Genomic DNA, 26,839 nt, shown 5'->3' with positions numbered 1-26,839 from the left:
GCTCTAGTGCCTCAACGTTCCTGGAAGATGGCAGAATGTCCAATACGGTGACCGTAGAAGTTTGGGACCCCTCGTACCGTCAGTTCGAGGTCCATTTGGCAGAGCTCTCGGACGTGTACCGGTCGATACCATCGGATGCCTCCTTGGGGCTGACTCTGGACGATGGAGAGGGCGACTGTGTCATCGTGACCGTGGAACCGTATTTCTCCACCGTGACGGCGCTCCGTGACCGGACATTCTACAATCTGCAACTCACCGATGATCACGCAGAAATGGAGATCATGACCGCCGGGGAAGAGATCCGCTGGCCGAAGGGGTGCATTCTGCCCCGGGAGATGGGGACTCAAGTCCTTCTTGAGGCTGCGGATCGGGATGTCATGTGGTCGAAGCACACCTGGGTCGAGCAGTGAGGGTATGTCGCCCTGCGTCCGATGTCGGTCCGACTCGTAACGGTGTCCAGGAGAGAGATGTTCAGGCCATGAGTGAAGCACCAGACCAAGTGGCCCGCGTGGCACGGCTGGACGAGGAAGGCAAGCAGGCCGTGGCCGCACTGCTGTTGGTCAGGTACTGCGGCTGGCACACCGACCCAAAGTTCCAGCAGTGGTACGGACAGGCCCGGGAAGCGCTGGCAGACGCCACGTCGGCCGCTCGGGCAGTGCTTCGGGGAGAGGCTCCTGACCTTGCAGGCCTTCGAGACGAGGTCAGCGAGGCCCTGGAGGCATGTGATCCGGACGGACCGCCCTTCGAAGCGGAAATCACGGATCACTTGGTGTTCGCCACCGAAGTGCTTGACTTCCTTCTCGCGCCCGAGGAGACAGATGCGCTTGCCCACGCCTTCAAACGGGCTGACGAATTGGCAGAGGCGTGCGGCGAAATGGTGCAGGAGGAACTGCCCGAGGGCCATGAGCTGGCGACGGTCGACTTCGAAGGTCTGGAGGCCGATGCCCGAGAGGCAGACAGTGAGGTGCCTTTGAACCAGCGTGCGGCTTTGCGGCGCAGCGAGGAATTCGCCGACCTGTATGCGCGCGTCATCGGGCTGAGCTACTCCGAAGAGGATGCCGGAATGAGTGACTGACCTCACTCTGTACGTGTCCGGGCCGAGTTCTAGGTGGGGGCGATCCGCGGGTAGCGGTATCGCCCTCACCTACTTGTGCCTTCTGCCATCGTGCGAGCCGTCGTGGCGACCGGCCAGCGAGTCGGCCTGGTCGCCCCTTCCCCATCGGAGTACCTCTGTCAGCATTCCGCTGAATGCCGGCGAGGCACGCGTCAACGACGGCTGACACAACCGCCGTGGATCGAGTCGAATGAGCTGTGAGACCGCCTGGTGCTACTGGCGTCGGCTGCGGGACTGGAACGAGGCCGGGGTCCGGCAGCGGCTGCACGAGGCGTTGCTCGCCGAGCTGAACGCGGCGGCGAAGCTCGACGGTCGCGCTGTGTGGTCGACTCCTCCCATGCCAGGGTGTTAAAAATGGCCGGGTCGCAGCCGAGTCGCGCAACGGCTCGCGGCGGCGACGACGCGACGGCCTGCGCGGTCGGTGCCCCGAACGCGGCTGGGCCACCCTGCGTCGGGCGCCGGGCGTCGAACATCGCGAACAGCGGAATCCACGTCGCCGTCAGCAGGCACAGCAGGGCGACGGCGCCCAGCGGTGCCGCGGGCGAGGAGCTGTCGTCGGCGACACAAAGGTCTTTGCTGTCGCTTGAGAGAATCATGTGCTGATCGAGGTGATCCGTTTCCCGTTCGCAGGAGCATCATCAGTTAGTTTGCGATGCGCTTCGCGCGCATGGTGATCGCGAGAGATCGCGAGTGATTCCTGGCGATCCCCGGCGATCCCTGATGGTCCCTGGGGTCTCGGCAGGCGAACCCACGCGCTCCGCATCGCATGGGACGCCCCCCGTCGCCATCACTGGCTGACCGGCGAGACACCGCAGCCGTGAAGCCGGAGGGAACCGGAGGGGAGGGGACAACGGATGAGGACCGCTACCATCTTGAGGTCGGCCGCGCTGCGGCTGAACGTCGTACGGGCCGCGCTCACCGCGCTGCCCGTCATCAGCCTCGGCCTCCTGTGCCCCGTGCCGTCCCTGGTGATCGCGCTACGGCGACGCGGACGCGCCGACTGGTGGGCTTTCGCGGTCTTCAGTGCCGTGCTCGTGGCCTGGGTAACCGAGCTGGCACTGACCCCCGAGGACACCCACGGACTGCTGTTCGCAGCTGATCTGCTGCTGATCCTGCTGTCCACGGTGGGGGCCTCGGTGCACGCCTGGACCGCTTGGGCTCGGCAGTCCGACGACCGCTGAGCCGTAGCAAGGCAAGAACGACCGCTGAGCCCGGGGCACAGCAAGAACCGGCGTCCGACGCCGGCGCACGGCAAGAGAGCAGGTAGGACATGACCAAGCAGGTCCGGCAGGTGTCACAGGCGCGCCCGGCGCAGGACAAGCAGCCCGCCACGGGCGCCCGGCTCGCGGTGGTGGGGCGGGCCGCCGTCACGTGGCTGCGCTCAGTGCGCGGGCGCACCATCGCGCTCGCGGCGGGCGCGGTGGCCGTCGTCGGCGCGCTGCTGGTGACCGGCTTCCTGCTCTTCTCGCACGATGACCGGCCGCCGATCCCCGACACCCGGGCCCGGCACTACACCGAGACCGACGCCTGCCTGCTCACTGACAAGGACGGCATCGTCGGTCACACAGCTGCTGCCGTCTGGCAGGGGATGCAGGACGCCTCCCTCAAAACCCATGCCCGGGTCAGCTACACGCAGGTGACCGGGGAGCAGAGCGTCGGCAACGCCCGTCCGTTCCTCAACGGGATGCTGCAGCGCTCCTGCGACGTCGTGCTGGCCGTCGGCCTGCCCGAGGTGACGGCGGCGGCCGACACCGCACCGCACTACGGGAAGGTCGGCTTCGTACTGGTCGGCGGCGGTCACGACGGCGGGAACGTGAGCACGGTCGGCGTCGGCGACGGGCTGCGCGCCGGCGTGGCCGCGGCCGTCGAGCGGGCGGTGAACGACCGGAGTTGAGTGGCGGCGCCCGGGGCGGTATCGGAACAGAGGAACAGGGCAGCATGACGCCCGCCGCTACATCATCGGGCGGAACAAACACGCCGCCGACGAACGCCTGAGTGAAGTTGTCGACAGGGTGAGCGTTGCCTGATGCGGGACTCGTTGACGAATGCGGATGGCCACCCAGATTCTGGGTCAGTTCAACGACGTCAGCTCCACGTACACCCCGACGCGCTCTTCCTCGAGGAATCCTGCGAGAAGTTCGCCCAGCCCATCGAGACGGCGCTGGAGAGCCGTACCGGCACCGGCTGGGACGTCAGATTCGCGCCCATCTACTATGACGTGGACACCGGCGGTTCCGGCTCTGTGTTTGCGCAGAAGGAATGTGCCGACACCACGGGAAATACCGACCGGGGCGCTTACGGTGTCTCCGTAGCGGTGCCGGACGAGAACACCTGGTACCGGGCGCACATCCTCAAGTCGCCGGGCATTGCCGGTTCCGGCATCGAGAAGCGGGCCGCCCTGTGCGCGGCCATCACCTCCAAGGCCGTGATGTACTGCGGCGCGCACTTCAGCACTGGCGGCACGGGGTACGACGACCCCGATTGGACGTACCACGGGTATCAGCGAGACGAGCTGATGAGCGACGAAGCCAGGGCGAAGGCCAGCGGCTACCGCGGGGTTCGGCGGCGATCTGAACGTCAACCCGCCAGCCCGTGGCTGGGACGGCTACGAGGTCCTCAACCCAACGTATGACGCATACCGCGAGTGCGCGCAGCTGCAGGATGCGAACAGCCCACGGGACGGCCAGAACACGCTCAACAACTCGAAGATCGACTATGTCTTCGGGACCGGTCACACGTCCTGCGCGGTCTCCACCAACGCCTGGGGTTCCGACCACCACGCCTTGCGTTCGACGACGGTCCTTCCCTGACCGTCAGCTTCCTCAGCCCGTCGTCTTGCCGACTCACCAGCACCAGCCCCCGCATGGCTCGGTAGGCCTCCTGGGTGCCGAGGCGGGTAGGCCGAAGCCCAGCGCGGCGCGCCGGGCTCCTGCTCCGCTTTCACAGCCACACCTCGCCCCGGCATCACCGGGTCGTCGTCGCGGGTCATGGGGCAGCGAGCCGCCGAAGGTCACACCACCCGTGCTGCGGCGATCGGCCGGTCGGCGACCGTCAGGTTCTCCGCCGTGGTCTTGCTGGTGTTGACGCTCCACCGATAGCGCGAGAACTCCCCAGTGGCGTCGGAGGCGTAGAACATCATGTGACCGATGCCCACGCCCTGGAGGTTCTCGCCGGTGACATTGCTGACCATGCGGCTGTCTGGGTACGCCGGGTAGTTGGACAGGCCGTACACGCCGTGCGGGTCGGACGTGCAGTCGATGATCTCGACGGCGTACTGAGTCTCGCCGGTGAAGTCGGCGGTGCCGGTGAAGGTGCCCTTCACCTCGCGGACCATCACGATGTGCCCGGTGTTGTCCGCGACCTGGCCGTTGTAGTCGATCGCGATCAGGTCGCCCGGCCGCAGGTCGGTCACCTTGCGGATGCGCCGGAAGTGGGGGCCGGCCGTACCGTCGGCGAAGGCTTTGCGGTAGTCCGCGGCCTCCGGGATGGTGTCCTGGAAATACTTCGTGAAGTAGTCGTCCGTCGCCCAGCCGTACGTGTGCTTCAGCACCCGCGTGAGGAAGGACGAGCAACGGGCGTGGGCGATCCACGTCGTCGCGTCGTCGGGAGTGCCCCATGTCACGGACGACGGCGAGCCGACCAGGTAAACGTTGTTGGCGCGGGCCGTCCGGCCGCTGATGACGGCGACCTCGTCGGCGGTCAATGCGCGGCGGTAGGCGCGAACGTCGTCGACGGCGCCGTTGAAGCGGTTCACCGGGGCGCTGTTCCACTTGCCGCGCCCGATGTTGAAGCCTTCCGTCGCAGCCCAGGACAGGGTCGAGTCCGCGCTGCCCTCCAGCGTGCCGTTGACGTAGAGGTGGATCTGCGCGCCGTCCCAGACACCGGCCAAGTGCGTCCAGCGGCCCAGCGTGGCGGGGTTGGCCGCCAGGGCGGAGACCTTCGTGCTCTGGTCCGCGCTGCGCACTTTGAATGCCCACGTGCCGGCTGTGTCGTCGTACTGGAGGAGGAAACGGCTCGCCATCGAGCCGTCCTGGCTCACCGCGGTGTACATGGTGGAAAGACTGGCCGCGTCCGACAGACGCACCCACGCCGAGACCGTGAACGGTGCCGTCGTGTCCAGGACCGAGCCCGTGGCCGCGTAGGCACCCGACGTGCCGTCCAGGCTCAGCTCGCCGCCGGCCCGCAGCGTCGTCCACGTCGCACCCGAACCGAGGGTGACGGAATGTTCGTAGCCCGACCGGTCGGCTGCCGTGCCGTCCAGCGGCCAGTGACCGACCAGACCGTCCGGCAGGTGACCGGCCGCCAGGAGGCGCTGGTACTGAACCATCTGCTCGGCCTGCAGTAGATGCGGCACCGACACCGGCGTGAACGGTGTGTCCAGTGGCGCCTCGGCCGCAGCCGTACCGGCGCTCTGTGCCACGCCCGCCAGCGCCCCGACTCCCACGAGCGCGGCCCCGCCCAGCAATCCGCGTCTGCTCACTACTCCGGCCACTGCGTCCCCTCCCCGAACAGGCCGACCGCTATGACCGGCCCGCCTTTTGAATGATCGGGAGGAGTCTAAGGGCTGTCCTACAAGGGACCCCGCGGATGGGTGCGACAGTGCGGCAGCGTCGGCGGCCCCAGCTCGCCATAGGCCGGCCGGTGCGGCTGGGCTGCTTCCGGGTGGGCTACTTCCCTGCCCGCCAGCGCCGGCACATGGGCCAGGTCCCGTTCCTCCGGCGCGAGCCGGAGGGGTGTGCTGGTGCCGTACCCGGCACCGGCCACATACGAGGGTGACACGACGGCGTTCGGTGTCCTGAGCCCATTCCCCAGGCACGAACAGGCGCCGCTGCGGGGGGCAGGACGCGGTGTCGCTGACCGCGTGCAGGAGATGGGCAAGGGGCGTCAGTTCGGTTGTGCGGGTCAGGCATGGTCCACGAGTTCTGCTTTGCCCTGCTGTCGGGCGCAGTGCGCGCAGCAGAAGAACTGCCCGTCGGCCTGGAGGCCGTGTCCGAGGATGCGGCATTGGCAGTTTTCGCAGATCGGCGCCATCCGCTGGGCGGCGCACTCGAGGCTGTCGAAGGTGTGGACTGCTCCTCCCTTGGCGTGCACTTCGAAAGACATCTCGTAGTCGTTGCCGCAGACGTCACACACGGCCATGGACACTCAACTCCTCACGGTTTCCCGGACGGGACCGCTGCCGGTACCTGCGACCATCAGCGTCCCTTGACGGTAGTGAACAGATACCGCGGTCCTTGGGCGGCGCGTTCGGCCTGTGCCCCAGGCGCACACAGGAATCACTCGGCCGGGCGCGGCGGTAGGCGACAGCCGGGCCTGGTCTCGTCCGGTTCGGTATGCGGCGGGGCCAGATTCGGTATTTGGCGGTGTTTCCGCCGCCGGAAGAGCGGCCGCGGAGGCGGTGGGTGAGCCAGGGGCCGAGGTAGGCGGCGGCCGAGCCACACCATTCCGAAGAAGCGGGACCAGCAACGCCACCGCCGTAACCGGGGCCGTGACGCCTGTCGCCCGCCGCGGTTCGACCGGAAGATCTACCGCTGGCGCAACACTGTCGAACGCTGCTTCAACCGGCTCAAGAGCTTCCGCGGCATCGCTACCCGATATGACAAGACCGCCACCTCCTACGAAGCAGCGGTCTCTCTCGCCTCATTCCTGCTCTGGGCAAGATCCGTTTGAAGACGAACCATAGGCCAGCGACGTCCAGACGCTCTTCACCTCGGTCTACAGGTCGAGTGCGCCGCCGCCCATTTCGCGGCCCCAGCCGCTGGATCCGTAGCCGCCCGAGGGGGCCGAGGCGTCCACGGGGTTGGGCATGTTGATGAAGACGGTTCCGGCGCGGACGCCGTCGGCGACGCGGTGGGCGGTGGCCACGTCCCGGGTCCAGACGGCGGCGGCGAGGCCGTACTCCGTGTCGTTGGCGCGGGCGACGGCCTCGTCCTCCTCGTCGTAGGGGAGGACGCAGAGGACGGGGCCGAAGATCTCCTCGCGCGTGCGCATCGATCTCAACAAGGTCTGGCGTTTCGTCAGACAGGACGTCCCACGGGACCGGTCCCCCTCATTGTGTCAGCCGTTGTGATTCATCGAAGACCCTGGTGTGCGCAGGCCTGACTTTCCGAGAACATGAGGCGGCGACAGTTCCTCTGCTTCCGGCGTAAAGGACGGAACGGATACTTCCGGGGCGTAGGATGACGTGCCGTAAACGAGGGGTGGGCCGTGGACCGAGCAGATGTCGGCGCGCTGGTTCAGTCCGCCGTAGACGGCGACGCGGCGGCGTGGAAGGCGCTGGTGGAAGGGCTGAGCCCGCTCGTGTGGTCCGTGGTGCGCGCGCACCGGCTCCTCGACGTCGACGGGCACGAGGTCTACCAGACCGTGTGGTTCCGCTTCGCCCAGCACCTGGGAAGGATCCCGGAACCGGAGAAGGCGGGGGTGTGGCTGGCGAGCACCGCGCGGCACGAGTGCCTGAAGGTACTACAAGAACTCAAGGGGGCCGTCCCAGGCGGACGATCCGCCCCCCGGACTCGGGAAGGGAGGACGGTACGGCCGAGCCGTCCTTCCTCGATTCCGAGGAAGCGGCAGCCCAGGCCGAACGAAGTCGGCTCATATGGCAGGAGTTCGAAGAACTCGGAGAGCGCTGCAGGCAGTTGCTGTGCGTGCTGATGGCCTCACCGCCGCCCAGCTACGCGGAGGTTTCCGCCGCACTGGGTATCCCCGTCGGCAGTATCGGGCCCATGCGCCAGCGCTGCCTGCGCCGCCTTCGAGCCCGCATCGAGGCCAGGGCCGGCAGTCGGAGTGACAGTGCCGATGACGCTGCCGCTCCCTGTGCGGGACGATGGGTCGGGCGGCGGCGACGCTGAACTGACGTACGGCTGGGCGCATCGTAGGCGCGCTGACGATGGGGGTGGAACGGTGGTCGCGAGGCCGACGGTCCGTGCGGTGAACCGGCTGACCGCGCGGTGGGCAAGTGTCTTGGAGACCGGCACCGCGTTCTCGGCGGCGGCGGTGTGGCCGCTGCTGGCCCACCTGGCCGACGGGGCCGAAGGCGCGGGGCGGGCCGAGTTGGCGGAGGCTCTGGGGTTGCCACGCTGCCGGCGCCCGGCAGATCCCGCCAGGCGTTATTACCCCGGTACTTCCACGCCACTGCATCGTTGACCAGCCGATGATCCCGCCACCGACCGCCGCGCGGTGGATCCGACGGCAACAGATGCCGGAGACTTCGAGTCCGATCGCCGGACGGGCCCGGGCCCGCCGCCGACGGCTCGTCTGAGCCGCAGTCGACGGCGGGCCCGGTAGCGCGGTGAAGCGCTGCGGAGGTGGCGCCCTCTGCTCGGCGGGCGCTACGGCAGCTTCACGAACGGCGCCAGGAAGGCGCGGGCGCCCGGGGTGTCCAGGCGGTAGGACACGTTAGTCGCGTAGCACGGGCCGTCGCCGGTGATCGTGGTGGCCGCGAGCAGGTTCCGGCCGCCGATCACGGCGAAGTTGGGGCCGCCGGAGTCGCCGTAGCAGGCGCCGCCGTTGCCCTGGGGTTCGGTCATCGCCAGGCGGACCCACGCGTCGTTGAGGGCGTCGAAAGTGACGGGCGCCTTCATCCGGACACCGCCGCCGGGGTGGGTCTGGCCGCCGGGGCCACGCTGGGCCTCCTGAGTGCCGTATCCGGCGACGAACCAGTCGGTGGAGTTCAGCGCCTGCGGGCCGAGCGCGCCCAGCTGGTCGGCGGTGGGCAGCGTGGCCGGAGTGAAGGTCCAGCGGGCCTTGACCTTGGTCGCCGGCAGCTCGATCACCGAGATGTCGTGCGGGTCGGACGCGGGCCCGGGGTAGTCGGGATGGCTGTGGGCGGTGCCCTGGACGGCGACGGCGCCCGCCTGCGCGGCCGGATCGCCGGGGTACTTCTTCGCGGCGGCGTCGAGGCCGGCCTGCACGTCCTGGTCCAGGGACACGTAAAACTTCACGTTGTCGGGCCAGTCGGTGGTGCAGTGCGCGGCGGTCAGGAACGTGTCCGCGTCGACCATGGTTCCGGAGCAGACCCAGTCGACCCGGTCGGGTGTCGTGGGGTCACCGTCGTTGTCCCAGGTCGCGATGAGGGCGCCGACCTCGGTGCGCTCGGGTGCGGGTGTCGCGTTGTACGAGTTGATGGCCGAGGACGGCAGGGCGGTGGCTAGTACGGCGGCACAGGCTGCGGTGGTGACGGCGGACGCGCGTAGGGCGGTCAAGAGAAACCCTTCTGCCGAGGGGACGGGTGTTCTCCTGTGGGGGTGGAGCAGCGCCAGTGAAGCGCCTGGGGGCGGCCGCGGCAAGAGCACGCCCGCCCTTCCAGGGTTTTCCCTCTGTGAGGGCTGTGGGTCAGCCCGGCGCGCGATGTGGTCGCCGTCGTACGGCTTGACGTCGCGCAGCAGGCAGGTCAGTCGGGCGGCACCCGCTGGTCCGCGCGCGACCCTCAGTGGGAGCAACGCGTCGCACCCGCCGGTCCTGCTCGTCTTCCACCAGGTCGGCAAGCGGCCCGCGCTGAAGCAGATGGAGCGGGTCGCCGAACTCACCCGCGAGCACGGGCGGGGCCAGTGAGCCGAGGGTGGCTTCCGCGTTTACAACGGGGAACGAAGCCAGCGCCACTGCCGCCACCCCTGCCCCAAACGACGGGGCACCTGCTCGGACCTGCCGGGGCCAAGGCCGCGTCTGCGGCTTGGTGGGTCGTGCGGGTCAGGTGCCGGGATGGTGGGCCCAGGGGTCGATGGGCACAGCGCCTGTGCTCCGGCCCTGGCCGTCGAGCAGTCGGCCCATGCGTTTCGTGAAGCGCAAGACGATGGCGCGCTCTACCAGGGTGAGCGTGGGTATGCGTTCGGCGATCTTGGTCTCCAGTCGCTGGCTGTCGCCGAGGGAACGCAACCAGACGATGACAAGCAGGTTGTCCGTGCCGGTGATCGCGGCGCACATCCGGATCTCCGGCAGGGTGAGCAGGGATTGAGCGATCTTGTCGAGATCACGGGGCGGGACTCTCGCCCAGAAGTAGGCGCTGACCGGCCAGCCGCTGATGACGTCGGAGACTTCGCAGCGGAACGATGCGAGGCCGCTGCGGATCAGCCGTTCCAGGCGCCGCCGGGTGGTGGAGACGGTGTTGGACGTGAGGTGGGCCAGGTCGGCGACGGTGCGGCGCCCGTCGGGACCCAGCGCGAGCAGCACGTCACGGCCTGATGCGGGGAAGGCGTCGTCTCTGGCGGGGCTGTGCGGGGCGTGGCGGGTGAGGTGGGCACGCTGGTCGGGGGAGAGGGCCTGGAGCCTCCACTTGTTGCCTTCGCTGTAGAAGTGGGTGGCGGTGTGAGTGCGTGTAGCGCGCACGCCGGGCAGCCGGCTGACGTGGTCGAGTACGAAGCGGGACAGTGCCTGCAGGTCGGTGAAGAGGGTGACGAGGAACAGGTCGCGGCCGCCGGCGAGTTGGGAGACCGAGGCGACCTGAGGCACGTGGGCGAGTGTGTCGACCACCTGTTGCCGGGCGCTGGGCTCGCAGTCCACCTCGATGAAGGCCAGGCAGTTGTGTTCCGTCCACCAGGACAGGTTCGGGTAGGCGGTCACCCACGCGACCCCGTGGGCGGACAGACGCTCCCAGCGCCGGGTCGCGGTCACCGCGTTGACGCCCAGTACCTTGCCCACTTCGGTCCAGGTGGCCCGCGGTGCGATCTGCATCACATTGATCAGCGACAGATCAGCCTCGTCGAGAATGAACGAATCCTGCACTGAACCTCGTCTCGTGGATTTTTTCGTCAATCTGGGCGGCGATGAAGCTCTCCTGTCCACCCTAATGACATCGGCCGTTCGAATCCGGCCGCAGTCTTTCCGGAGGTGCACCTTCTGCCATGACGAGCTTCGAGGAAGCGGCTTCTCTTCGCGATGATCTGGTCCGGCTGCGGCGCAGCCTGCACGCCGAACCGGAGGTGGGGCTTGGCCTCCCACGCACTCAGGAGAAGGTGCTCGCGGCGCTGGACAGCCTGCCGCTGGAGATCTCCACCGGCGGGCGGCTGTCCTCCGTGACCGCCGTACTGCGCGGTGCCAAGCCGGGACCGGCGGTACTGCTCCGGGCCGACATGGACGCATTGCCGCTGCCGGAGCGGACCGGTGTGGACTTCGCCTCGACCGTGGACGGTGCCATGCACGCCTGCGGTCACGACCTGCACACCACGATGCTGATCGGCGCCGCCCACCTGCTCGCCGCCCGCCGTGGAGACCTGGCGGGGGACGTGGTGCTGATGTTCCAGCCGGGCGAGGAGGGCTATGACGGGGCTGGTGCCATGCTGGCCGAAGGCGTCCTGGAGGCGGCAGGCCGTCGGCCCGCCGCGGCCTACGCGCTGCACGTGTTCACCACCGGATTCCCTACCGGCGTCTTCATGGCCCGCGCCGGTGCGACGATGGCTGCCACCAATGATGTGGACGTCACGGTGATAGGAGCCGGTGGTCACGCTTCCGCTCCCCACCGGGCGAAGGACCCGGTACCCGCGGCATGTGAGATGGTCACCGCGCTGCAGACGATGGTCTCCCGGACGTGCGACCCGTTCGACCCGGTGGTCCTGACCGTCGGTTCCTTCCACGCCGGCACTCGCCGCAACGTCATCCCGGAAACGGTCCGCTTCGAAGGCACCGTGCGCACCTTCTCCACCCAGGCCCAGGGCAGGATGAAGGACGCGGTGGTGACCCTGGTACGACAGATCGCCGCCGCCCACGGCCTGAAGGCGGAAGTGGAGTTCACCCCGCGCTACCCGGTGACCGTCAACGACCAGCACGAAACAGACTTCGTCGAGACCACGGTCAACGACGTCTTCGGCGAGCACCGCTTCCAGCCGCTCACCCACCCGCTCACCGGCGCCGAGGACTTCTCCCGCATCCTGGCCGAGGTTCCCGGCAGCCTGGTCATGCTGGGCGCCACGCCCTCCGGCGCCGACCCTTCGACCGTCGCGAACAACCACTCCTCCTACGTGGAGTTCGACGAGGGCGTGCTGACCGACGGCGCCGCCCTCCTGGCCCAACTCGCCACCCGCCGACTGGCCGCACAACCGGCCGAAGCACTCTCTTCCGCCGGCGCCTCCTGACCCCGCCCCTTACCTGGAGGATCCATGCCCACACCCTCGCCCCGTCCGGCCACCGGCCCATTCCCCGATCAGCCGGACCAGCACGACACCGGCCACGGCCACAGACCCTCGAAGAACGACCGGCGCAGAGCCCTCCTCGGCACCGGCCTCGGCAACGCGCTGGAATGGTATGACTGGCAGGCCTACGGCATCTTCGCCCCCTTCTTCGCCCAGCAGTTCTTCAACCCGCACAACGAACTGTCGGCCCTGCTGTCCACCCTGGCCATCTTCGCCGTCGGATTCCTCATGCGCCCCGTAGGCGCCGTCGTCTTCGGTCGGCTCGCCGACCGCAGGGGCAGACGCCTGGCCATGGTCACCTCCATCGCGCTCGGCGCGGCGGGCAGCCTGATCATCGGTCTCGCCCCGACCTACGCCGGCGTCGGCGCAGGAGCCTCGCTGATCCTGCTGCTCGCCAGGCTCACCCAGGGCCTGGCCCACGGCGGAGAACTCCCCTCCTCCCAGACCTACCTCGCCGAGACGGCACCCCCCGAGCGCCGCGGCCGGTGGACCAGCATCATCTACGTCTCGGGCGCATGCGGCATGCTGACCGCCGCCGTACTCGGCGCAGGACTGTCCAGCCTGTTCGGTACGCAGGCGCTCTCTGCCTGGGGCTGGAGGGTGCCGTTCATCGCGGGCGGGCTCCTCGGCATCTACACCCTGTTCCTGCGACGCAGGCTCACCGAGACACACGTCTTCAGCGAGGACCAGACATCCAGGAACGCGGACCCGCGGCGCCCGTCGGTGCTGCGCGGCATCTGGCACAACCGCGGCGCCGCAGGCCGCGTGATCGGCCTCACCGCAGGCTTTACCATCGCCTACCAGGCCTGGACCACCGCGGCCCCCGCCTACGCCATCAGCGTGACGAAGCTGAACTCCACCGCCGTGCTCCTCGCCGAGGTCATCGCACTCGGCGTCTTCATCGCCGCCCTGCCGCTGTGCGGATCCCTCTCCGACCGCATCGGACGCCGCCCCGTCCTGCTCACCTTCGCCCTGGGCACGGCCGCCCTGTTCTACCCCCTGACACGCCTGTCCCGCGCGGGCGCAGCCTGGCAACTCGGCCTCGCCATGGTCATCGCCCTGCTTTTCATCGCGCTGATCGCGTCCGTCGCCCCGGCGGTCTTCGCCGAACTCTTCCCCACCGACGTACGCACCACCGGCACCGGAGTCCCCTACGCCATCGCGGTTGCGCTCTTCGGCGGCACCACGCCCTACCTGCAGACCTGGCTCGCCAGCATCCACGCACAGTCCTACTTCACCGGCTACGCCATCGCCCTGCTTCTCCTGTGCGCGCTCGTGGTACTCACCAGCCCCGAAACACGGGCCAAGCCGCTCGCATAAGCGACGGCCGACGACAGGCCGCCCCTCACCGCTCGCAGCCGGCGGTCCAGGAAGCGCCCCTGGCGCCAGGCGACCTCAGCGCCCCTGGCGCCAGGCGACCTCAGCGCCCCTGGCGCCAGGCGACCTCAGTGCTCCTGGCGCCGGGCGACCTCAGCACCCCTGGCGTCAGGCGGCCCCGCCCCATTCCGGCATCCCGCCCAGCCCGGCTCCGCCTCCACCGACCCGCACGTACGCAGGCCGGGCCCATTCCGCGCGCAGGCCGGGCCCAGCCCGCGCGCAGGCCGGGCCCACCCCGCACGCCCGACACACCCACCAGATCAGCCATGATCCAGCCCTATCAGGAGCACAATCCATGGCGGACGACATGTTCCGCATCGAACACGACCTCCTCGGCGACCAACCCGTCCCCCACTACGCCTACTTCGGCATCCACACCCTGAGGGCGGTGCACAACTTCCCGATCACCGGCACCCGCCTGACCGCCTACCCCGACCTCATCAACGCACTTGCGTCCGTGAAACAGGCCGCAGCCGAGGCCAACCGCGACCTGCGGCTGCTGGACCCGGCGAAGGCGGATGCCGTCATCGCCGCCTGCGAGGAGATCCGTTCCGGCAAGCTCCACGACCAGTTCGTGGTGGACGTCATCCAAGGCGGCGCAGGCACCTCCACCAACATGAACGCCAACGAGGTCATCGCCAACCGCGCCCTCGAACTCATGGGCCACGAGCGCGGCCAGTACCAGCACCTGCACCCTCTCGACGACGTCAACGCAGGCCAGAGCACCAATGACGCCTACCCCACGGCCCTGAGAGTCGCCCTGCAATCGGCCGCCGCGCGACTGCGGGAGGCCATGACCCTCCTACGGCAAGCCTTCCGAGCCAAGGCCGACGAATTCGCCGGCGTCGTCAAGACCGGCCGCACCCAGCTGCAGGACGCCGTACCCATGACGCTCGGGCAGGAATTCGGCGCATACGCGGTGATGCTCGAGCAGGACGACCAGCTCCTGGCCGAAGCCTGCGCCCTCCTCGGCGAGATCAACCTGGGCGGCACGGCGATCGGAACCGGCCTCAACGCCCACCCCGGCTTCGCCGCTCTCGCCTGCTCTCACCTCAGCGCCATCACCGGCCTGCCGCTCTTCACCGCCCCTGACCTGATCGAGGCCACACAGGACACCGGAGCACTCGTCCACCTGTCCGGCGTCCTCAAACGCCTCGCCGTCAAGCTCTCCAAGATCTGCAACGACCTGCGGCTGCTCGCCTCCGGCCCACGCGCCGGCCTCGGCGAGATCAATCTGCCGCCCGTCCAGGCCGGCTCCAGCATCATGCCGGGCAAGGTCAACCCGGTCGTCCCCGAAGCCGTCAACCAGATCGCCTTCAAAGTCATCGGCAACGACGTGGCCATCACCATGGCCGCCGAAGCCGGCCAGCTCCAGCTCAACGCCTTCGAACCCCTCATCGCCCACTGCCTCTTCGACGACCTCGCCCTGCTCTCCGCCGGGTGCGTCATCCTGACCGAGCGGTGCATCAGCGGCATCACAGCCAACGCGGACCACCTGCGCGCCACCGTCCACCGCACCATCGGCATGATCACCGCGCTCACACCGCACGTCGGATACGCCCAAGCCAGCGCAGCCGCCGAAGAGGCACTGGCCACGCACCGCTCCGTGGCCGACATCGTCGCGGAGCACAACCTCCTCAGCCCCGAAGAGATCGGAGAAATCCTCAGCCCGGAGAGACTTGCGCAGCCCCACGCCCTGCTGGCGGACGCAAGGCCATCGCAGTAACGCTGCTGGAGGCCCACATGGGGCGCATCTCCGTTCACGAGGATTTCGAAGCACTGAACGGCCCGCCGCCGGAAGAGAGTCGGCTCTCCTCGTTCACCTCCCTGTGGCGCTGCGCCCTGCACAGGACGTCGACGGTCCTCCAGGCACACAAAGCCGACATTGCCGGTGCCGCAACTCACCAGCATGGAGTTCACCTGGGCCGTAGACGGTGTCATGCACGCCTGTAGTGAAGATCAGCACTCCACGACGCCGATCGGCGCTGCCCATCTGCATGCGGCCCACCAACAGGCTCCAGCCGCCCACCCGCCCGCCGTCGCACCCTGGCGGCGGCGGACGGTGTCATCCGCGGGCTGGACCGTGGCCGCTGCGGCAGGGCGACGCAGGGTAGTTGCCCCGGCGGCGGTGGCGGGGCCGGCCGGTGTCCGGTTACGGCATGCGGGTGCGTGCGGCGCGGCCGGCGGCGATGCGCTGGTCGGCGAGCGCGCGGGCCTGTTCGGTGTCGTTGCCGGTCAGCCGGGTCAGGATGGCGGCGAGGGAGGTGATCGCCCCGCGTCCGCCCCAGTGGCCTTCGGGAACCTAGCCTGCTTCCTGGGAACCTCATAACCTTGGGTGGCCCGGGCGACGGCCGTGTCCCAGGCCGGTGCGCTCGAGTGTCAGGAGGCTGTGGCATGCGGTCATGAACCGCTTACCGCAGCCGTACGGATTGCCGTTGAAACCGGCGCTGCCCTGGCTCGGGAAGGTCACGGAGCCAGGGCAGCGTCAACAGCCGCCTTGGCGTGTATCCGCGCGGTGGGGAAGACCGGTACCGGGCTGTCCTGCGCACCAATGAGAAGCTCGATTTCGGTGCACCCGAGTACGACGCCTTCTGCTCCCGCCGCGACGAGATCCTTGATGATGCTCCGATAGGCCACGCGGGAGTCCTCCCTCACCATGCCGAGACAGAGCTCCTCGTAGATCACACGGTGCACGAGCGCGCGACCCTCGGCGTCCGGGACGTGTACGTCCAGTCCGCCCGCCTCAAGGCGACCACGGTAGAAATCCTGCTCCATGGTGAACGCAGTGCCCAGCAGGCCGACCCGGCGCATCCCTGCGGCTCGCACGGCATCCGCCGTGGCGTCGGCCAGGTGCAGCAGCGGCACCGACACAGCAGAATCAACTTGATCGGCAACTTTGTGCATGGTGTTGGTGCACATCAGCACCATGTCAGCGCCTGCGCGTTCCAGAGACTGAGCGGCCGCAGCCAGGATGTCCCCGGCCTCGGTCCAGCGGTCCTGGACCTGCAGCTGCTCGATCTCTGCGAAGTCCACCGAGTACAGCACGCACTTGGCGGAGTGCAGCCCGCCGAGCCGGTCGCGTGTGAACTCATTGAGCAACCGGTAGTACTCGGCCGTCGATTCCCAGCTCATCCCGCCGATCAACCCGACCGTTCTCATCGCTCTCCTCGCGTTGAACCAGGCAGCAGCCACGCCGTGCTGCGACTCGGTCATGGTGAACGAGACCGAAATCAAAAACAATTCAAGAAAATGCGCTACCAGCCCAAGGAACTGCTTATGGAAGCAAGGAGATGAGCTGATCCCCGTCAACACGAACTCTCCTTCACGCACGGAGCAGGTTCAAGATCCTCTCCGTGGCTTCGCGGGCGCCTTCCGGGGCCCGCTCGATCGCATCAAGATCTGAGAGGAGCCCGGGTGTGCCAGCCTCTTGCTGGAAACCAGCCGCGGAGCGAACCGCCGTTGGTGCTCCGTGAACACCCGCGGAAACAAGGTCAAGAAGTCGCTTCTCGCCGTGCGCCGACCAGGCCGCGACAAGCTGACTGCCATGCCCTTGGGCGCCAGGGAAGAAGACGGCGGCGAGAGGGGAGCGAAGCCTGGTGGGCGAGGGGAGTTCGCCGGCCCGGCAGGCTGAGCCTGCCAGTCGAAGGTGCAGGGCCTGCCTGCCGCGCCGCAGTGGCGCCCGCTTGCGGTTGGCAATCTGGTCGGCGGGACGGGGAATGACCGTGCGCCGGCCGGGTGCGAGGACGACCGCTTCCAGTCCGGGAACCGCGACGAGCAGTCATGACGGTCTCGAAGGCCAGTGAAGTCCTGCCCGGCGGCCAGTCCGGCGACTGCGGAGCATGTTAGCTGCACGTTAGATCTCGGCGCCGGACCTTGATGGGCCCAGCGGGCCACCGCATGCTCATGCGCATTCCCCGCCGGCGGGGATCTCTCACCCTCCCCCGAGACGCCTCGACTGGAGCCGCCATGTCCTCGTCGTCCGCCAGCATGCCCGGATCATCGCCCCAGGCCCGTGCACAACGCCGGTTCGCCCTCGTCGGCGGATCGCTGGGCAACCTCGTCGAGTGGTACGACTGGTTCGTCTATGCCAGCTTCGCGATCTACTTCGCCGACTCCTTCTTCCCGGGCGACAATCCGACCACCCAGCTGATGAACACCGCCGGGATCTTCGCGGTCGGCTTTCTGATGCGACCGGTGGGCGGCTGGGTGCTCGGCCGGGCCGCCGACCGGCACGGCCGCAAAAGCGCGCTCACCCTCACGGTGGCCATGATGACCCTGGCCGCCCTGCTGATCGCCGTCGCACCCACCTACGGCCAGGCGGGCTATGGTGGCGCCGTGGTGCTGCTGCTGGCGCGGCTGCTCCAGGGCCTCAGCATCGGCGGCGAATACGCGGCCAGCGCCACCTACCTGACCGAGGCCTCGGCCCCGGGCCGGCGCGGCCTGGGATCCTCCTTCCAGTACGTGTCGATGACCTGCGGCCAGCTGCTGGGCCTGGGCATCCTCATCACGCTGCAACACGCCCTCAGCACCGCCCAGTTGGAGAGCTGGGGCTGGCGCATCCCGTTCATCCTCGGGGCCCTCTTCGCCGTGGTGGTGTTCTGGCTGCGGCGCAGGCTGCAGGAGACCGACGCCTTCACCGAGGAATCGGGCACCGACCCTGACCACACCGCTCGCGGCACGCTGGCCGCGCTGTGGCAGCACCGCCGCCAGGCGGGCCTGGTCATGGCACTCACACTCGGCGGAACTGTGGCCTACTACACGTACACCACCTACCTGACCAAGTACCTCATCGGCAGCGCGGGCATGGCCAAGAACACCGCCACCCTCGTCAGCTTCACCGCCCTCGCCGTCTTCGCCGTGCTGCAGCCCTTCGCCGGGATGCTGTCGGACCGTATCGGCCGCCGCCCGCTGCTGATCACCTTCGCGGTCGGCTGCACCGTCGGTACGTACCCGATCATGACGGCGCTCGGGTCCGTGTCGTCCTTCTGGCAGGCCCTCGGCCTGTCCCTGCTGGCCCTGGTCGTCGTCACCGGATACACCTCGATCAACGCGGCCGTGAAGGCGGAGCTCTTCCCCACCCGGGTGCGGGCCCTCGGCGTGGCGCTGCCGTACGCGATCGCCAACGCCCTGTTCGGCGGCACGGCGGAATACGTGGCGCTGTGGTTCAAGGACAGCGGCCACGAGAAGATGTTCTTCTGGTACGTCTCCGGGTGTGCGCTGGTCTCTCTGATCGCCTACGTGCTGATGCCGGACACCCGCGCGGCAGCTCTCAGCCGCGCCGAGGCCGACGCCGACCAGGACCCCGTCCCGGCGCCGGCGGTCACCCGCGTCGAAGGCGTCCACTGACTGCCCGGTGACCTGGGCCGGCGGTTTCCGTAAGCTGCGGTCCAGGTCACCGATCTCCAAGGACTTCCCCATGCACGCGCTTCTCGTCGAGGACGACGACCGCATGGCGCAGGCGCTCGTCACGGCCCTTGCCCAGCGCGGGCACAGCGTCCGCCGCGTCGGGCGAGCCCTGGACGCCCTGCGGCATGCCCGTGAGGCTCAGTTCGTCCTCCTCGACCTGGGCCTGCCCGATCTGGACGGTCTGGAGCTGCTGCGGCGGCTGCGCACCGTCTGCGACGCCCCGCTGATCGTCGTCACCGCCCGCTGCGAGGAGCGCGACGTTGTCCAGGGGCTGCGCGCCGGAGCCGACGACTACGTGGTCAAGCCCTTCCGGATGGCCGAGCTGATGGCCCGGATCGACAGCGTGCGCCGCAGGACCGCCTCGCCGCCCGGCCGCCCGACCGGCGACGCGGCGTCCTCCGTCAGCTCGGGCGACGTGGAGATCGACCTGGCCGGCCGCAGCGTCACCGTGGCCGGCCAGGTCGTGCGGCTCACCCGCCGCGAGTTCGACGTCCTCGCCTTCCTCGCCCAAAGGCCGGACCAGGTCCATTCCCGGGAGGAGATCCTGGACCGCGTCTGGGGCGACGCCTTCCTCGCCGCCTCCCGCTCCCTGGACGTGCACGTGGCCGGCATCCGCGCCAAGACCGGCCGGGCCGGACTCGTACGTACCGTCCGCGGCTTCGGCTACCAGCTCGGTTCTCCCTCGGCCGACGGCGAAGGCGAGGGCGGCGGGTGAGGCGCAGACTCCTCGCCGTGCTGATGCTGCTCATGGGAGCGGCGATGCTGCTGCTGTCCCTGCCACTGGCCGGCTCCTATGCGAGCGGGCGCACCGAACGACTGCTGCTCCAGCGGCGCTCCGAGGCGGTGCGCTTCGCCGATCTGGCCGACCGGGTGCGCACCCGGGCCGACCGCACCGAGCTGTCCGCCGAGATCCGTCGCTACGCCGAGCTGTACGGAGCCGCGGTCGTCGTGGTCGACACGACAGGGCATACCCTCGTACGGGCTGGAACGGGGCCCACCGCGTCCGCGGCCTCCGCGGCGGGGGACGCCCTGCGCCGAGCGCTGACCGGCCGCTCCACCGAACAGCTGCCCACCGTCCGGCCCTGGGGACCGGACACCGTGGTGCTGGCCGAACCGGTCGGCCAGGACGAGCGGGTCAGCGGCGCGGTGCTGCTGGCGGCGCCCACCGATGCCGCCCGCCGGGACGTGTCCGTGCGCTGGTCGCTGATCGCCGCCGGAGCGCTGGGCGCGTTCTCGGCCGCGGCACTGGCGGCGGTGGCCATCGCCCGGTGGCTGATGCGGCCGGTCCGCGACCTGGACCGGGCCGTGGAGGGCCTGGCCGCCGGCAGTCTGCACACGCGCGTCGTCGCGGAGAGCGGGCCGCCGGAGCTGCGCCGGTTGCGGCAGCATTTCAACGCCATGGCGGACGCCGTGGCCGACTCAGTCGGGCGCCAGCGCGACTTCGTCGCCGACGCCTCGCACCAGCTGCGCAATCCGCTGGCGACCCTGGTGCTCCGGCTGGAGAACGTCGAGCCGCACCTCGGCACCGGCCCTGGCCGGGACGAGCACGCCCGTGCCCTGGAGGAGGCGGAACGCCTCGAGGTACTCCTCGACGGTCTGCTCGCTCTGGCGCGGGTGGAGTCGGGTACGGCGCAACCGGTCGACCAGGACGTCTCGAGGGCGGTACGGAAACGCGTGGCGGCCTGGGAGCCCGTCTTCCGCGACGCCGGTCTCGAGCTGACCGCCGCCGCCGTCCCGGACGGCCTCACCGCACTGGCACTGCCCGACGCGGTGGGCCGGTTCCTGGACGCCGTCCTCGACAACGCCTCCAAGTTCCTGCCTCCCGGCGGTCATGTGGAGGTGCGGGCCGTACTGCGGGACGGCGAGGTGGGCGTACGCGTCTGCGACGACGGCCCGGGGGTGAGCGAGGAGCAGCTGCCCCTGCTGCTGCGGCGGTTCGCCCGAGCCCCCGAGCACCAGAACATCCCCGGCAGCGGCCTGGGCCTCGCCATCGCCGACGAGATCGCCCGGCTCAGCGGCGGTCGGCTCACCGCGGCCCGCAACCTCCCGCACGGCCTGGTCCTGGAACTGACGCTCCCGTCCTTGTGACCGCTCAGCCGTACACCGAGCGGTAGTAGGCGACCGCCCCCGGGTGCAGGGGCACCTCACCCGTGGAGATGGCGAAGCGGGGCTCCAGCCGCGCCCCCGCCGTCACCTCCCGCAACAGCACCCGCCACTGGTCGAACACCACCTGCAGCACCTCCCGCGCCGCAGCCTCCGGCACGTCCGCGCGCACCATCAGGTAATTGCCGACGCCGATGGTGCCCATCGGCGTCGGCAGTCCGTACGCCCCGGCCGGGAGCGTCACCGCCGTGTACACGGGTCCGTACCGCTCACGCAGTTCGCTCACCTGCCCGTCAAGCGGCAGGAACCGCAGCGGCAACTCCCCGGCCAGCGCCGACAGCGCGGGCGTGGGCACGCCACCGGACCAGATCAGCGCGTCGACCGTGCCCGCGCGCAGCGACGTCAGTGACTCCGCGAGCCCCAGCTGCCGCTCCCGTACCGACCGCTGTCCGGTCAGCCCGGCCACCCGCAGAAGTCGACTCGCCACCACCTGCGCTCCCGAGCCCGGAGCACCGACGGCGACCGGCCTTCCGGCGAGATCCTGAACGGTGCGCACCGGCCCGTCCGCCGGCACCACCAGGTGCGTGTAGTTGACGTAGATGCGGGCCAGCGCCGTGACCGCGGCCGGGCGGGAGAACGGTGGGCGGCCCCGCACGGCGTCCTGCGCGCTGTCCGCCATGGCCAGGGCGAGCTCCGCCGAGCCGTCGTCCAGCCTGCGCAGGTTGTCCACGCTCGCCGCCGTACTCACCGGACCGATGCGCAGCCGGTTCGCACTCTCGGCGACCGCCGTCGCCAAGGCTCTTCCGAAGGCGTTGTACGGCCCGCCCTGCGGCCCGGTCGCGAACCGCAGCCGCCGGACCGGCTGCGAGTCCCGGGAGCAACCGGCCAGGACAGCGGCCGCGCCTGCCCAGCATGCGGCCCTCAGCAGCCGTCGGCGGCTCGCCCCTGCCTCAGTCACGGCGGGATCGTATCCGCATCTGCGAGCGCCACGCAGTGGGGCGGTGCTGCACAGACTCGATGACGCCGGCCACTTCGACGCCAAGACCGGAACCGACTTCTACCAGCTCGCCCAGAACCGGGCACCGCAGCAAGCCCCCACCCGAACTCCGGATCCGGCCCCGCAAGGCAGGCCTCTTGATCGACAATGGGCCAGTCGTTCCGCACGCTGACCACGGATCACAGCCACCGCGCTGAAGGAGGAACCGATCTTGGCCGCCCCCTGGGATGCTCTGGTGTCCACGAGTGCCGGTGCCGTCGCAACCATCCTCGGCATCGTGGTGGGCGGCTTCGTCGGCCGCCGCAGCCAGAACCAGCAATGGCTGCGCGACACCCAGACAGCAGCCTACGGAGACTTCCTCCGGGAGTTCACCGCGGTAGAGATCGAGTTGCGTGAGGCATACCTCGACGACCGTCCCAACAACGCCAACTGGCCACCGTTCAACGCGGCGTTGACCTCACTCAGCCTGGTCGCCACCCACGACGTCGCGAACGCCGCCGGTGAGCTGGCCGATGCCATCGGCCGGTTCGCGCTCCTGGTCGCCGACCGCGGGCCGAAGAACCGAGATGATCTTCAGCGGATCATGACGGACCTCGCGTCCGGACAGCTTGCCTTCGTCAACGCGGCCCGCCGCTCTCTTGATGGCTCCCAACAGCCCATCGACCGGCAGCTGGGAGGCCCGCCGCCATGGCGCGAGATCGAGCCCTACGCACCCGCACCACGTTCCGGCGACTGACGTCGGCCCCTCAGCGGCAAGGCGGGGCCGACGCCGACGAGACCCTGCTCGCTGTCCGGCAGCCGCGACGGACGCACCCCGTTCACCGAGCTGCAGGCGAGCACCGACCTGCCGGAATCCGCCGTCAAACGGCGCCTGGACCGCCTTCGCTCCAGCGGAGTCCTCTACCTGGACGTGCACGACCACGAGCGCCTGGGCCACGAGGTTGTCGCCATGCTCTGGCTCACCGTCGCCCCGGCTGCCCTCGCCGAGGTCGGGCACGCCCTCGCCTCCCATCCGGAGGTGCGTTTCGCCGCGGCCATCAGCGGTCAGGCCAACATCGTGGCCGCCACCCTGCGCCCCGGCAACGGCGATCTGTCTGCCTACCTCAGCGCCATTTCCGTTGGACCCGGCGGCTGCGAGAGCATGCCGGAGTGACCTTGAAGGTACCGCTCAGCCGTCCAGGAGGAGTTCGGTGGTGGCGAGATTCGGGTGACTCATGGCCGGACCGAGGCGGCGCCGGGCACCGGGTGGTCGGCAGTCTGGAAGACGGACGCACCGTCCATCCGCAGCCCACTGTTATCGAAAGGCGCAGAGGTCATGAGCGAGATCATCGCGGGGGTAGAGATTCCTGAAACGGCGGCGGTCGCCGAAGCCACCCGCCTCATGCAGAAGATGACCAGCCCCCTCATCTACCATCACTCGCGGCGCGTTTTCGTCTTCGGTGTCATTCATGCTCGCAGGCTCGGCTTGGAGCCCGACCCGGAGCTTCTCTATTTGTCCGCCATGTTTCATGACACCGGCCTCTTGACGCCGTTTTCCGACGTAGAGCAGCGCTTCGAGGTCGATGGAGCCGACCACGCACGTAAGTTCATGCTCGACCACGGTTTCCCCGCCACGGCCGCCGACGTCGTGTGGTCGGCGATCGCCCTGCACACGACCCCGGAAATTCCCGGACGGATGGGCCCGGAGATCGCCATCACGAATTTCGGGGTTCTGACCGACGTGCTCGGCTTGGGTCTGGACGAGCTGGATCGCAGCCAGGTGGACGAGATCATCGCCGTCCATCCGCGGGGCGACTTCAAGAACGAGTTTTTGCAGGCCTTCGTCGACGGACTCAAGTACCGCCCGGAGACCACGAACGGAACGGTGAATGCGGATGTGCTGGAGCACTTTATTCCCGGCTTCCGTCGCATAACCACGGTCGAGCGCATCATTGGCGCTCCCTGGCCGAGCTGATCAAGAAGCCATAGAAGACATCGCGATGAAAAGTGTGAGTCGCCCTCGCGACGGGGCGTCGTCTCGGACGTCAGAGCAGGCTCGCTTCCGCCGAGCTGTCTTCGAAGACCCTGAGTCCGAATAGCTACGCTGGATCCGCCAGCTGGAGGAAGTTGCGATCTGTATGGGTGACGGGCACGGGTCCGCACGGCCTGAACGGGAGGACCCGCTCGCAGTCGAATGGGAGCGGCACCGGCCCGCGGTTTTCGGTGCGGCCTACAGGCTGCTGGGGAGTGTGGCCGATGCCGAGGATGTGACCCAGGACGTGTGGCTGCGGGCCGCCGGAGCGGATCTGCAGGACATCGGCGATCTGCGGGCCTGGCTGGTGACGGTGGCCGCGCGACGGTCGTACGACATTCTCAAGAGTGCCCGTTTCCGCCGGGAGACCTATGTCGGGCCGTGGCTGCCGGAGCCGCTGCTGACAGGGCCGGACGCGTCGCAGCCGGTATTCGTCGACGAGTCCGTCACTTCGGCGATGCTCCTGATCATGGAAGAGCTGAGCCCGCCGGAGCGGGTGGCCTTCGTCCTGCACGATGTCTTCGGTCTTGAGTTCGGCCGGATCGCTGAAGTGCTGGACGTCTCCGTGCCGGGTGCCCGGCAGCTCGCCTCGCGGGCACGACGGCGGGTGGCCAAAGCGAAGCAGTCCACGCCGCAGGCGTCGAAGGCGGAACGCGAACGCATCCTCACGGTCTTCCGCGCCGCCTACGAGGACGGGGACCTGGCCGGCCTGGTCAGGCTCCTGCATCCCGACGCCGTCTACGTCACCGATGGCGGCGGCAAGGTCTCCGCGGCCCGCAAGCTCATCCACGGCGGCGAGCGCATCGCAGAGGTCATGGTGCGTACGGGGCGCCGGTGGCACCCGGACCGCATCGACTTCGCCGAGGTCGGCGGCGAGCTCGCCCTCGTGTTCCACCGGGAAGGCGGGGTCTACTCCGTCGACACGGTGCAGATCACAGACGGTCTGATCACCGCGTACCGCAGGGTCATCAACCCGGACAAACTCGTGTGCCTCTGAGCTGTCACACCCGAAGGGGCTACCTCGTCTCCCTGATGAGAACGCAGATGGGCGACGAAGGAACGCGCGAGCAGGTGAAATCGATCATGCGAGACGGCATACATGTACTGCTGCGTCTTCCCGATGACGAGCCGCTGTGAGCCCTGTGTGTGAACGGGCTGCTCGCTCGAGTCGCCCCTCCCGGTAAGGACCTGTATGCAAGCCATCACTGTTCGAGACCGTAACGCCGGTCTTGGCGGGCTGTCCCTGACGGACATGCCCCACCCCCATGCGGCCGAGAACGACGTCATCGTGCGGGTGCACGCCGCGGGCTTCACCCCTGGCGAGCTGGACTGGCCCGCCACGTGGACCGATCGCGCCGGCCGCGACCGGACGCCGAGCGTGCCCGGGCACGAGCTCTCGGGTGTCGTCGTGGAGCTGGGGTACGGCACCACTGGCCTGAGCGTCGGACAGCGGGTGTTCGGCCTGGCCGACTGGACCCGCAACGGCACCCTCGCCGAGTACACCGCGGTGGAAGCCCGCAACCTGGCCCCCCTGCCCGCGGACATCGACCACACCGTGGCAGCCGCACTGCCGATCTCAGGGCTCACCGCCTGGCAGGGCCTGTTCGACCACGGCCGTCTCACCACAGGCCAGACCGTCCTGATCCACGGTGCCGCGGGCGGCGTCGGCTCGATCGCGGTGCAACTCGCCCGCGAGGTCGGCGCCCGCGTCATCGGCACCGGCCGGTCCGCCGCCCGGGACAGAGCGCTCGCCCTGGGCGTAGACACCTTCATCGACCTGCAGACCCAGAAACTGGAGGACGCCGGCGAGGTCGACGTCGTGTTCGACGTGATCGGCGGCGACATCCTCGACCGCTCGGCCGCCCTGGTCCGCCCCGGTGGCACGCTCGTCACCATCACCATGCCGCCCACGGTCCAGCCCAAGGACGGGCGGGCAATCTTCTTCGTCGTCGAACCCCACCGCGCCCGGCTCATCGATCTCGCCGCGCGGGTCAGGGACGGCCGGCTCAAGCCGGTCGTCGGTGCTGTGCGGCCGCTCGCCGAAGCACCCTCCGCGTTCGCCCCCGGCAAGCGCACCCCCGGCAAGACGATCATCCGCGTCACCGATGACCGAACAGGAGACCGATCATGATCGAAATGCGGATCGCCGGCGGCTTGCTGGCCGTCGCCACGCTGGCCGCGGCCACGGCCTGCTCGACCTCGAACCAGACCGCCCACGCCAAGAGGCCGACCGCGGCCGTGGCATCGCCTGCGGCCATGGCATCGACGCGCCCCGCCGAAACACCCGAGCCGCTGCTCCAGCAAGCACTTCCGAATGTGAAGGGCAAGACGTTCACCTCGATGATCGTCGACTTCCCGCCCAACGCACGCGCGATGCCGCACCGGCACGGCCAGGCGTTCGTCTACGCCTACGTCCTCGAAGGCACCGTGCGCAGCCAGCTCGACGGCAAGCCCGTCAGCACCTACCACCAGGGCCAGAACTGGGTCGAGCAGCCGGGTGCCCACCACGTCCTCACCGAGAACACCAGCCCGACCGAACGGGCCAGGCTCCTGGTCGTCTACGTCTCCAACACCGGAGAAAAGCTCAAGGTCGACGACCCGAAGTCGTAGCCGGGGGCACGCAGCGGGCGGCACCACTCTTCACGAACTCCGCCCCTGCCTGAGCACACACCAGCCGCCACCAAAAGACGCGCCCGACGGGCGGGGCGCAG

Annotated in this window: 25 protein-coding genes and 5 pseudogenes; 23 read left to right on the top strand and 7 right to left on the bottom strand. The window is 69.1% G+C overall.

Translation table 11 applies throughout. The features are described 5' to 3' along the window. Positions 1-35 precede the first annotated feature (35 nt). The 7 genes and pseudogenes from ACIRC0_RS33865 (at position 36) to ACIRC0_RS33835 (ending at position 3,746) form a co-directional block, all read left to right on the top strand. Complete coding sequence (locus ACIRC0_RS33865; protein ID WP_403624093.1) at positions 36-410, top strand: hypothetical protein; 375 nt, start codon at positions 36-38, stop codon at positions 408-410. A 68-nt stretch (positions 411-478) separates the two neighbouring features. Further along, positions 479-1,075: a hypothetical protein gene (locus ACIRC0_RS33860; protein WP_403624090.1), complete on the top strand. Its 597-nt coding sequence runs from the start codon at positions 479-481 to the stop codon at positions 1,073-1,075. A 256-nt stretch (positions 1,076-1,331) separates the two neighbouring features. Then, a pseudogene (locus tag ACIRC0_RS33855) lies at positions 1,332-1,468 on the top strand (IS5/IS1182 family transposase); the annotation flags it as partial. Positions 1,469-1,968: 500 nt separating this feature from the next. Next, positions 1,969-2,295, top strand: a complete 327-nt coding sequence (locus ACIRC0_RS33850; protein ID WP_403624087.1) for a hypothetical protein — start codon at positions 1,969-1,971, stop codon at positions 2,293-2,295. 89 nt (positions 2,296-2,384) lie between these two features. Next, positions 2,385-3,008: a hypothetical protein gene (locus ACIRC0_RS33845; RefSeq protein WP_403624084.1), complete on the top strand. Its 624-nt coding sequence runs from the start codon at positions 2,385-2,387 to the stop codon at positions 3,006-3,008. Between the two features lie 29 nt (positions 3,009-3,037). Continuing rightward, positions 3,038-3,141 (top strand): annotated as a pseudogene (locus ACIRC0_RS33840) (transposase); the annotation flags it as partial. Next, complete coding sequence (locus tag ACIRC0_RS33835) at positions 3,141-3,746, top strand: hypothetical protein (RefSeq protein WP_403624081.1); 606 nt, start codon at positions 3,141-3,143, stop codon at positions 3,744-3,746. The pseudogene ACIRC0_RS33840 and the gene ACIRC0_RS33835, both read left to right, overlap by 1 nt. A 378-nt stretch (positions 3,747-4,124) precedes the next feature. On the opposite strand, the gene ACIRC0_RS33830 is transcribed toward ACIRC0_RS33835, so the two are convergent. The 3 genes from ACIRC0_RS33830 to ACIRC0_RS33820 form a co-directional block, all read right to left on the bottom strand. Beyond that, positions 4,125-5,594 carry a LamG domain-containing protein gene (locus tag ACIRC0_RS33830; RefSeq protein ID WP_403624078.1) on the bottom strand — a complete coding sequence of 490 codons (1,470 nt, stop codon included), beginning with the start codon at positions 5,592-5,594 and terminating at the stop codon, positions 4,125-4,127. 422 nt (positions 5,595-6,016) lie between these two features. Beyond that, the gene (locus tag ACIRC0_RS33825; RefSeq protein ID WP_200419964.1) at positions 6,017-6,253 is read right to left on the bottom strand and encodes a hypothetical protein; all 237 of its coding nucleotides are present in this window, start codon (positions 6,251-6,253) and stop codon (positions 6,017-6,019) included. 576 nt (positions 6,254-6,829) lie between these two features. Next, positions 6,830-7,105, bottom strand: a complete 276-nt coding sequence (locus ACIRC0_RS33820; protein WP_403624075.1) for an aldehyde dehydrogenase family protein — start codon at positions 7,103-7,105, stop codon at positions 6,830-6,832. Positions 7,106-7,321: 216 nt separating this feature from the next. Here ACIRC0_RS33820 and ACIRC0_RS33815 point away from each other — a divergent pair. Beyond that, a pseudogene (locus ACIRC0_RS33815) lies at positions 7,322-7,884 on the top strand (RNA polymerase sigma factor); the annotation flags it as partial. A gap of 558 nt (positions 7,885-8,442) precedes the next feature. On the opposite strand, the gene ACIRC0_RS33810 reads toward ACIRC0_RS33815, so the two are convergent. Then, the gene (locus ACIRC0_RS33810; protein WP_403624072.1) at positions 8,443-9,315 is read right to left on the bottom strand and encodes a trypsin-like serine protease; all 873 of its coding nucleotides are present in this window, start codon (positions 9,313-9,315) and stop codon (positions 8,443-8,445) included. 166 nt (positions 9,316-9,481) lie between these two features. On the opposite strand from ACIRC0_RS33810, the gene ACIRC0_RS33805 reads away from it, so the two are divergent. Continuing rightward, the gene (locus tag ACIRC0_RS33805) at positions 9,482-9,664 is read left to right on the top strand and encodes a hypothetical protein (protein ID WP_403624069.1); all 183 of its coding nucleotides are present in this window, start codon (positions 9,482-9,484) and stop codon (positions 9,662-9,664) included. A 135-nt stretch (positions 9,665-9,799) separates the two neighbouring features. Here the strand turns inward: ACIRC0_RS33805 and ACIRC0_RS33800 are convergent, their stop codons facing one another. Next, complete coding sequence (locus ACIRC0_RS33800) at positions 9,800-10,831, bottom strand: Lrp/AsnC family transcriptional regulator (protein ID WP_403624066.1); 1,032 nt, start codon at positions 10,829-10,831, stop codon at positions 9,800-9,802. A 119-nt stretch (positions 10,832-10,950) separates the two neighbouring features. Here ACIRC0_RS33800 and ACIRC0_RS33795 point away from each other — a divergent pair, with 119 nt between their 5' ends. The 3 genes from ACIRC0_RS33795 (at position 10,951) to ACIRC0_RS33785 (ending at position 15,337) form a co-directional block, all read left to right on the top strand. Then, positions 10,951-12,177 carry a M20 family metallopeptidase gene (locus ACIRC0_RS33795; RefSeq protein WP_403624063.1) on the top strand — a complete coding sequence of 409 codons (1,227 nt, stop codon included), beginning with the start codon at positions 10,951-10,953 and terminating at the stop codon, positions 12,175-12,177. A 24-nt stretch (positions 12,178-12,201) separates the two neighbouring features. Then, positions 12,202-13,554 carry an MFS transporter gene (locus ACIRC0_RS33790; protein WP_403624060.1) on the top strand — a complete coding sequence of 451 codons (1,353 nt, stop codon included), beginning with the start codon at positions 12,202-12,204 and terminating at the stop codon, positions 13,552-13,554. Between the two features lie 352 nt (positions 13,555-13,906). Beyond that, a complete protein-coding gene (locus tag ACIRC0_RS33785) occupies positions 13,907-15,337 on the top strand; it encodes an aspartate ammonia-lyase (RefSeq protein WP_403624057.1) in 1,431 nt (476 codons plus the stop codon). A gap of 740 nt (positions 15,338-16,077) precedes the next feature. Here the strand turns inward: ACIRC0_RS33785 and ACIRC0_RS33780 are convergent. Continuing rightward, positions 16,078-16,770, bottom strand: coding sequence for an aspartate/glutamate racemase family protein (locus ACIRC0_RS33780; RefSeq protein WP_403624196.1), 693 nt, complete (start codon positions 16,768-16,770; stop codon positions 16,078-16,080). A gap of 259 nt (positions 16,771-17,029) precedes the next feature. Between ACIRC0_RS33780 and ACIRC0_RS33775 the strand changes: the two are divergent. From ACIRC0_RS33775 to ACIRC0_RS33760, 4 genes and pseudogenes are all read left to right on the top strand, one after another. Then, positions 17,030-17,242: pseudogene (locus tag ACIRC0_RS33775) on the top strand (hypothetical protein); the annotation flags it as partial. A 356-nt stretch (positions 17,243-17,598) separates the two neighbouring features. Next, positions 17,599-18,957 (top strand): MFS transporter, encoded by a 1,359-nt coding sequence (locus ACIRC0_RS33770; RefSeq protein WP_403624193.1) that lies wholly within the window; start codon positions 17,599-17,601, stop codon positions 18,955-18,957. Positions 18,958-19,027: 70 nt separating this feature from the next. Then, a complete protein-coding gene (locus ACIRC0_RS33765; protein WP_403624054.1) occupies positions 19,028-19,732 on the top strand; it encodes a response regulator transcription factor in 705 nt (234 codons plus the stop codon). Then, a complete protein-coding gene (locus tag ACIRC0_RS33760) occupies positions 19,729-21,105 on the top strand; it encodes an ATP-binding protein (RefSeq protein WP_403624051.1) in 1,377 nt (458 codons plus the stop codon). Before ACIRC0_RS33765 ends, ACIRC0_RS33760 begins: the two co-directional genes overlap by 4 nt. 4 nt (positions 21,106-21,109) lie before the next feature. Here the strand turns inward: ACIRC0_RS33760 and ACIRC0_RS33755 are convergent, their stop codons facing one another. Continuing rightward, the gene (locus tag ACIRC0_RS33755; protein WP_403624048.1) at positions 21,110-22,078 is read right to left on the bottom strand and encodes a TAXI family TRAP transporter solute-binding subunit; all 969 of its coding nucleotides are present in this window, start codon (positions 22,076-22,078) and stop codon (positions 21,110-21,112) included. Positions 22,079-22,328: 250 nt separating this feature from the next. Between ACIRC0_RS33755 and ACIRC0_RS33750 the strand changes: the two genes are divergently transcribed. The 7 genes and pseudogenes from ACIRC0_RS33750 to ACIRC0_RS33720 all read left to right on the top strand — a co-directional run bounded on the left by ACIRC0_RS33750 (position 22,329) and on the right by ACIRC0_RS33720 (position 26,738). Continuing rightward, positions 22,329-22,853, top strand: a complete 525-nt coding sequence (locus ACIRC0_RS33750; protein WP_403624045.1) for a hypothetical protein — start codon at positions 22,329-22,331, stop codon at positions 22,851-22,853. Between the two features lie 51 nt (positions 22,854-22,904). Continuing rightward, positions 22,905-22,970, top strand: a pseudogene (locus ACIRC0_RS33745) (hypothetical protein); the annotation flags it as partial. A 96-nt stretch (positions 22,971-23,066) separates the two neighbouring features. Next, complete coding sequence (locus ACIRC0_RS33740) at positions 23,067-23,270, top strand: hypothetical protein (RefSeq protein ID WP_403624042.1); 204 nt, start codon at positions 23,067-23,069, stop codon at positions 23,268-23,270. Between the two features lie 162 nt (positions 23,271-23,432). After that, entirely contained in the window at positions 23,433-24,071 is a 639-nt protein-coding gene (locus tag ACIRC0_RS33735; protein WP_403624040.1) for an HD domain-containing protein, read from the top strand. A 163-nt stretch (positions 24,072-24,234) separates the two neighbouring features. Then, a complete protein-coding gene (sigJ, locus tag ACIRC0_RS33730) occupies positions 24,235-25,125 on the top strand; it encodes an RNA polymerase sigma factor SigJ (protein ID WP_403624037.1) in 891 nt (296 codons plus the stop codon). A gap of 195 nt (positions 25,126-25,320) precedes the next feature. Continuing rightward, positions 25,321-26,259: an NADP-dependent oxidoreductase gene (locus ACIRC0_RS33725; protein WP_403624035.1), complete on the top strand. Its 939-nt coding sequence runs from the start codon at positions 25,321-25,323 to the stop codon at positions 26,257-26,259. Beyond that, complete coding sequence (locus tag ACIRC0_RS33720) at positions 26,256-26,738, top strand: cupin domain-containing protein (RefSeq protein ID WP_403624032.1); 483 nt, start codon at positions 26,256-26,258, stop codon at positions 26,736-26,738. The genes ACIRC0_RS33725 and ACIRC0_RS33720 overlap by 4 nt, the downstream gene beginning before the upstream one ends. Positions 26,739-26,839 lie beyond the last annotated feature (101 nt).

The sequence above is a fragment of the Streptomyces sp. NPDC093984 genome, from assembly GCF_044764595.1.
GTDB lineage: Bacteria > Actinomycetota > Actinomycetes > Streptomycetales > Streptomycetaceae > Streptomyces > Streptomyces cynarae.
The sequence above is the reverse complement of the archived record's forward strand: the minus strand, read 5'-3'. Positions and strand labels throughout refer to the sequence as shown.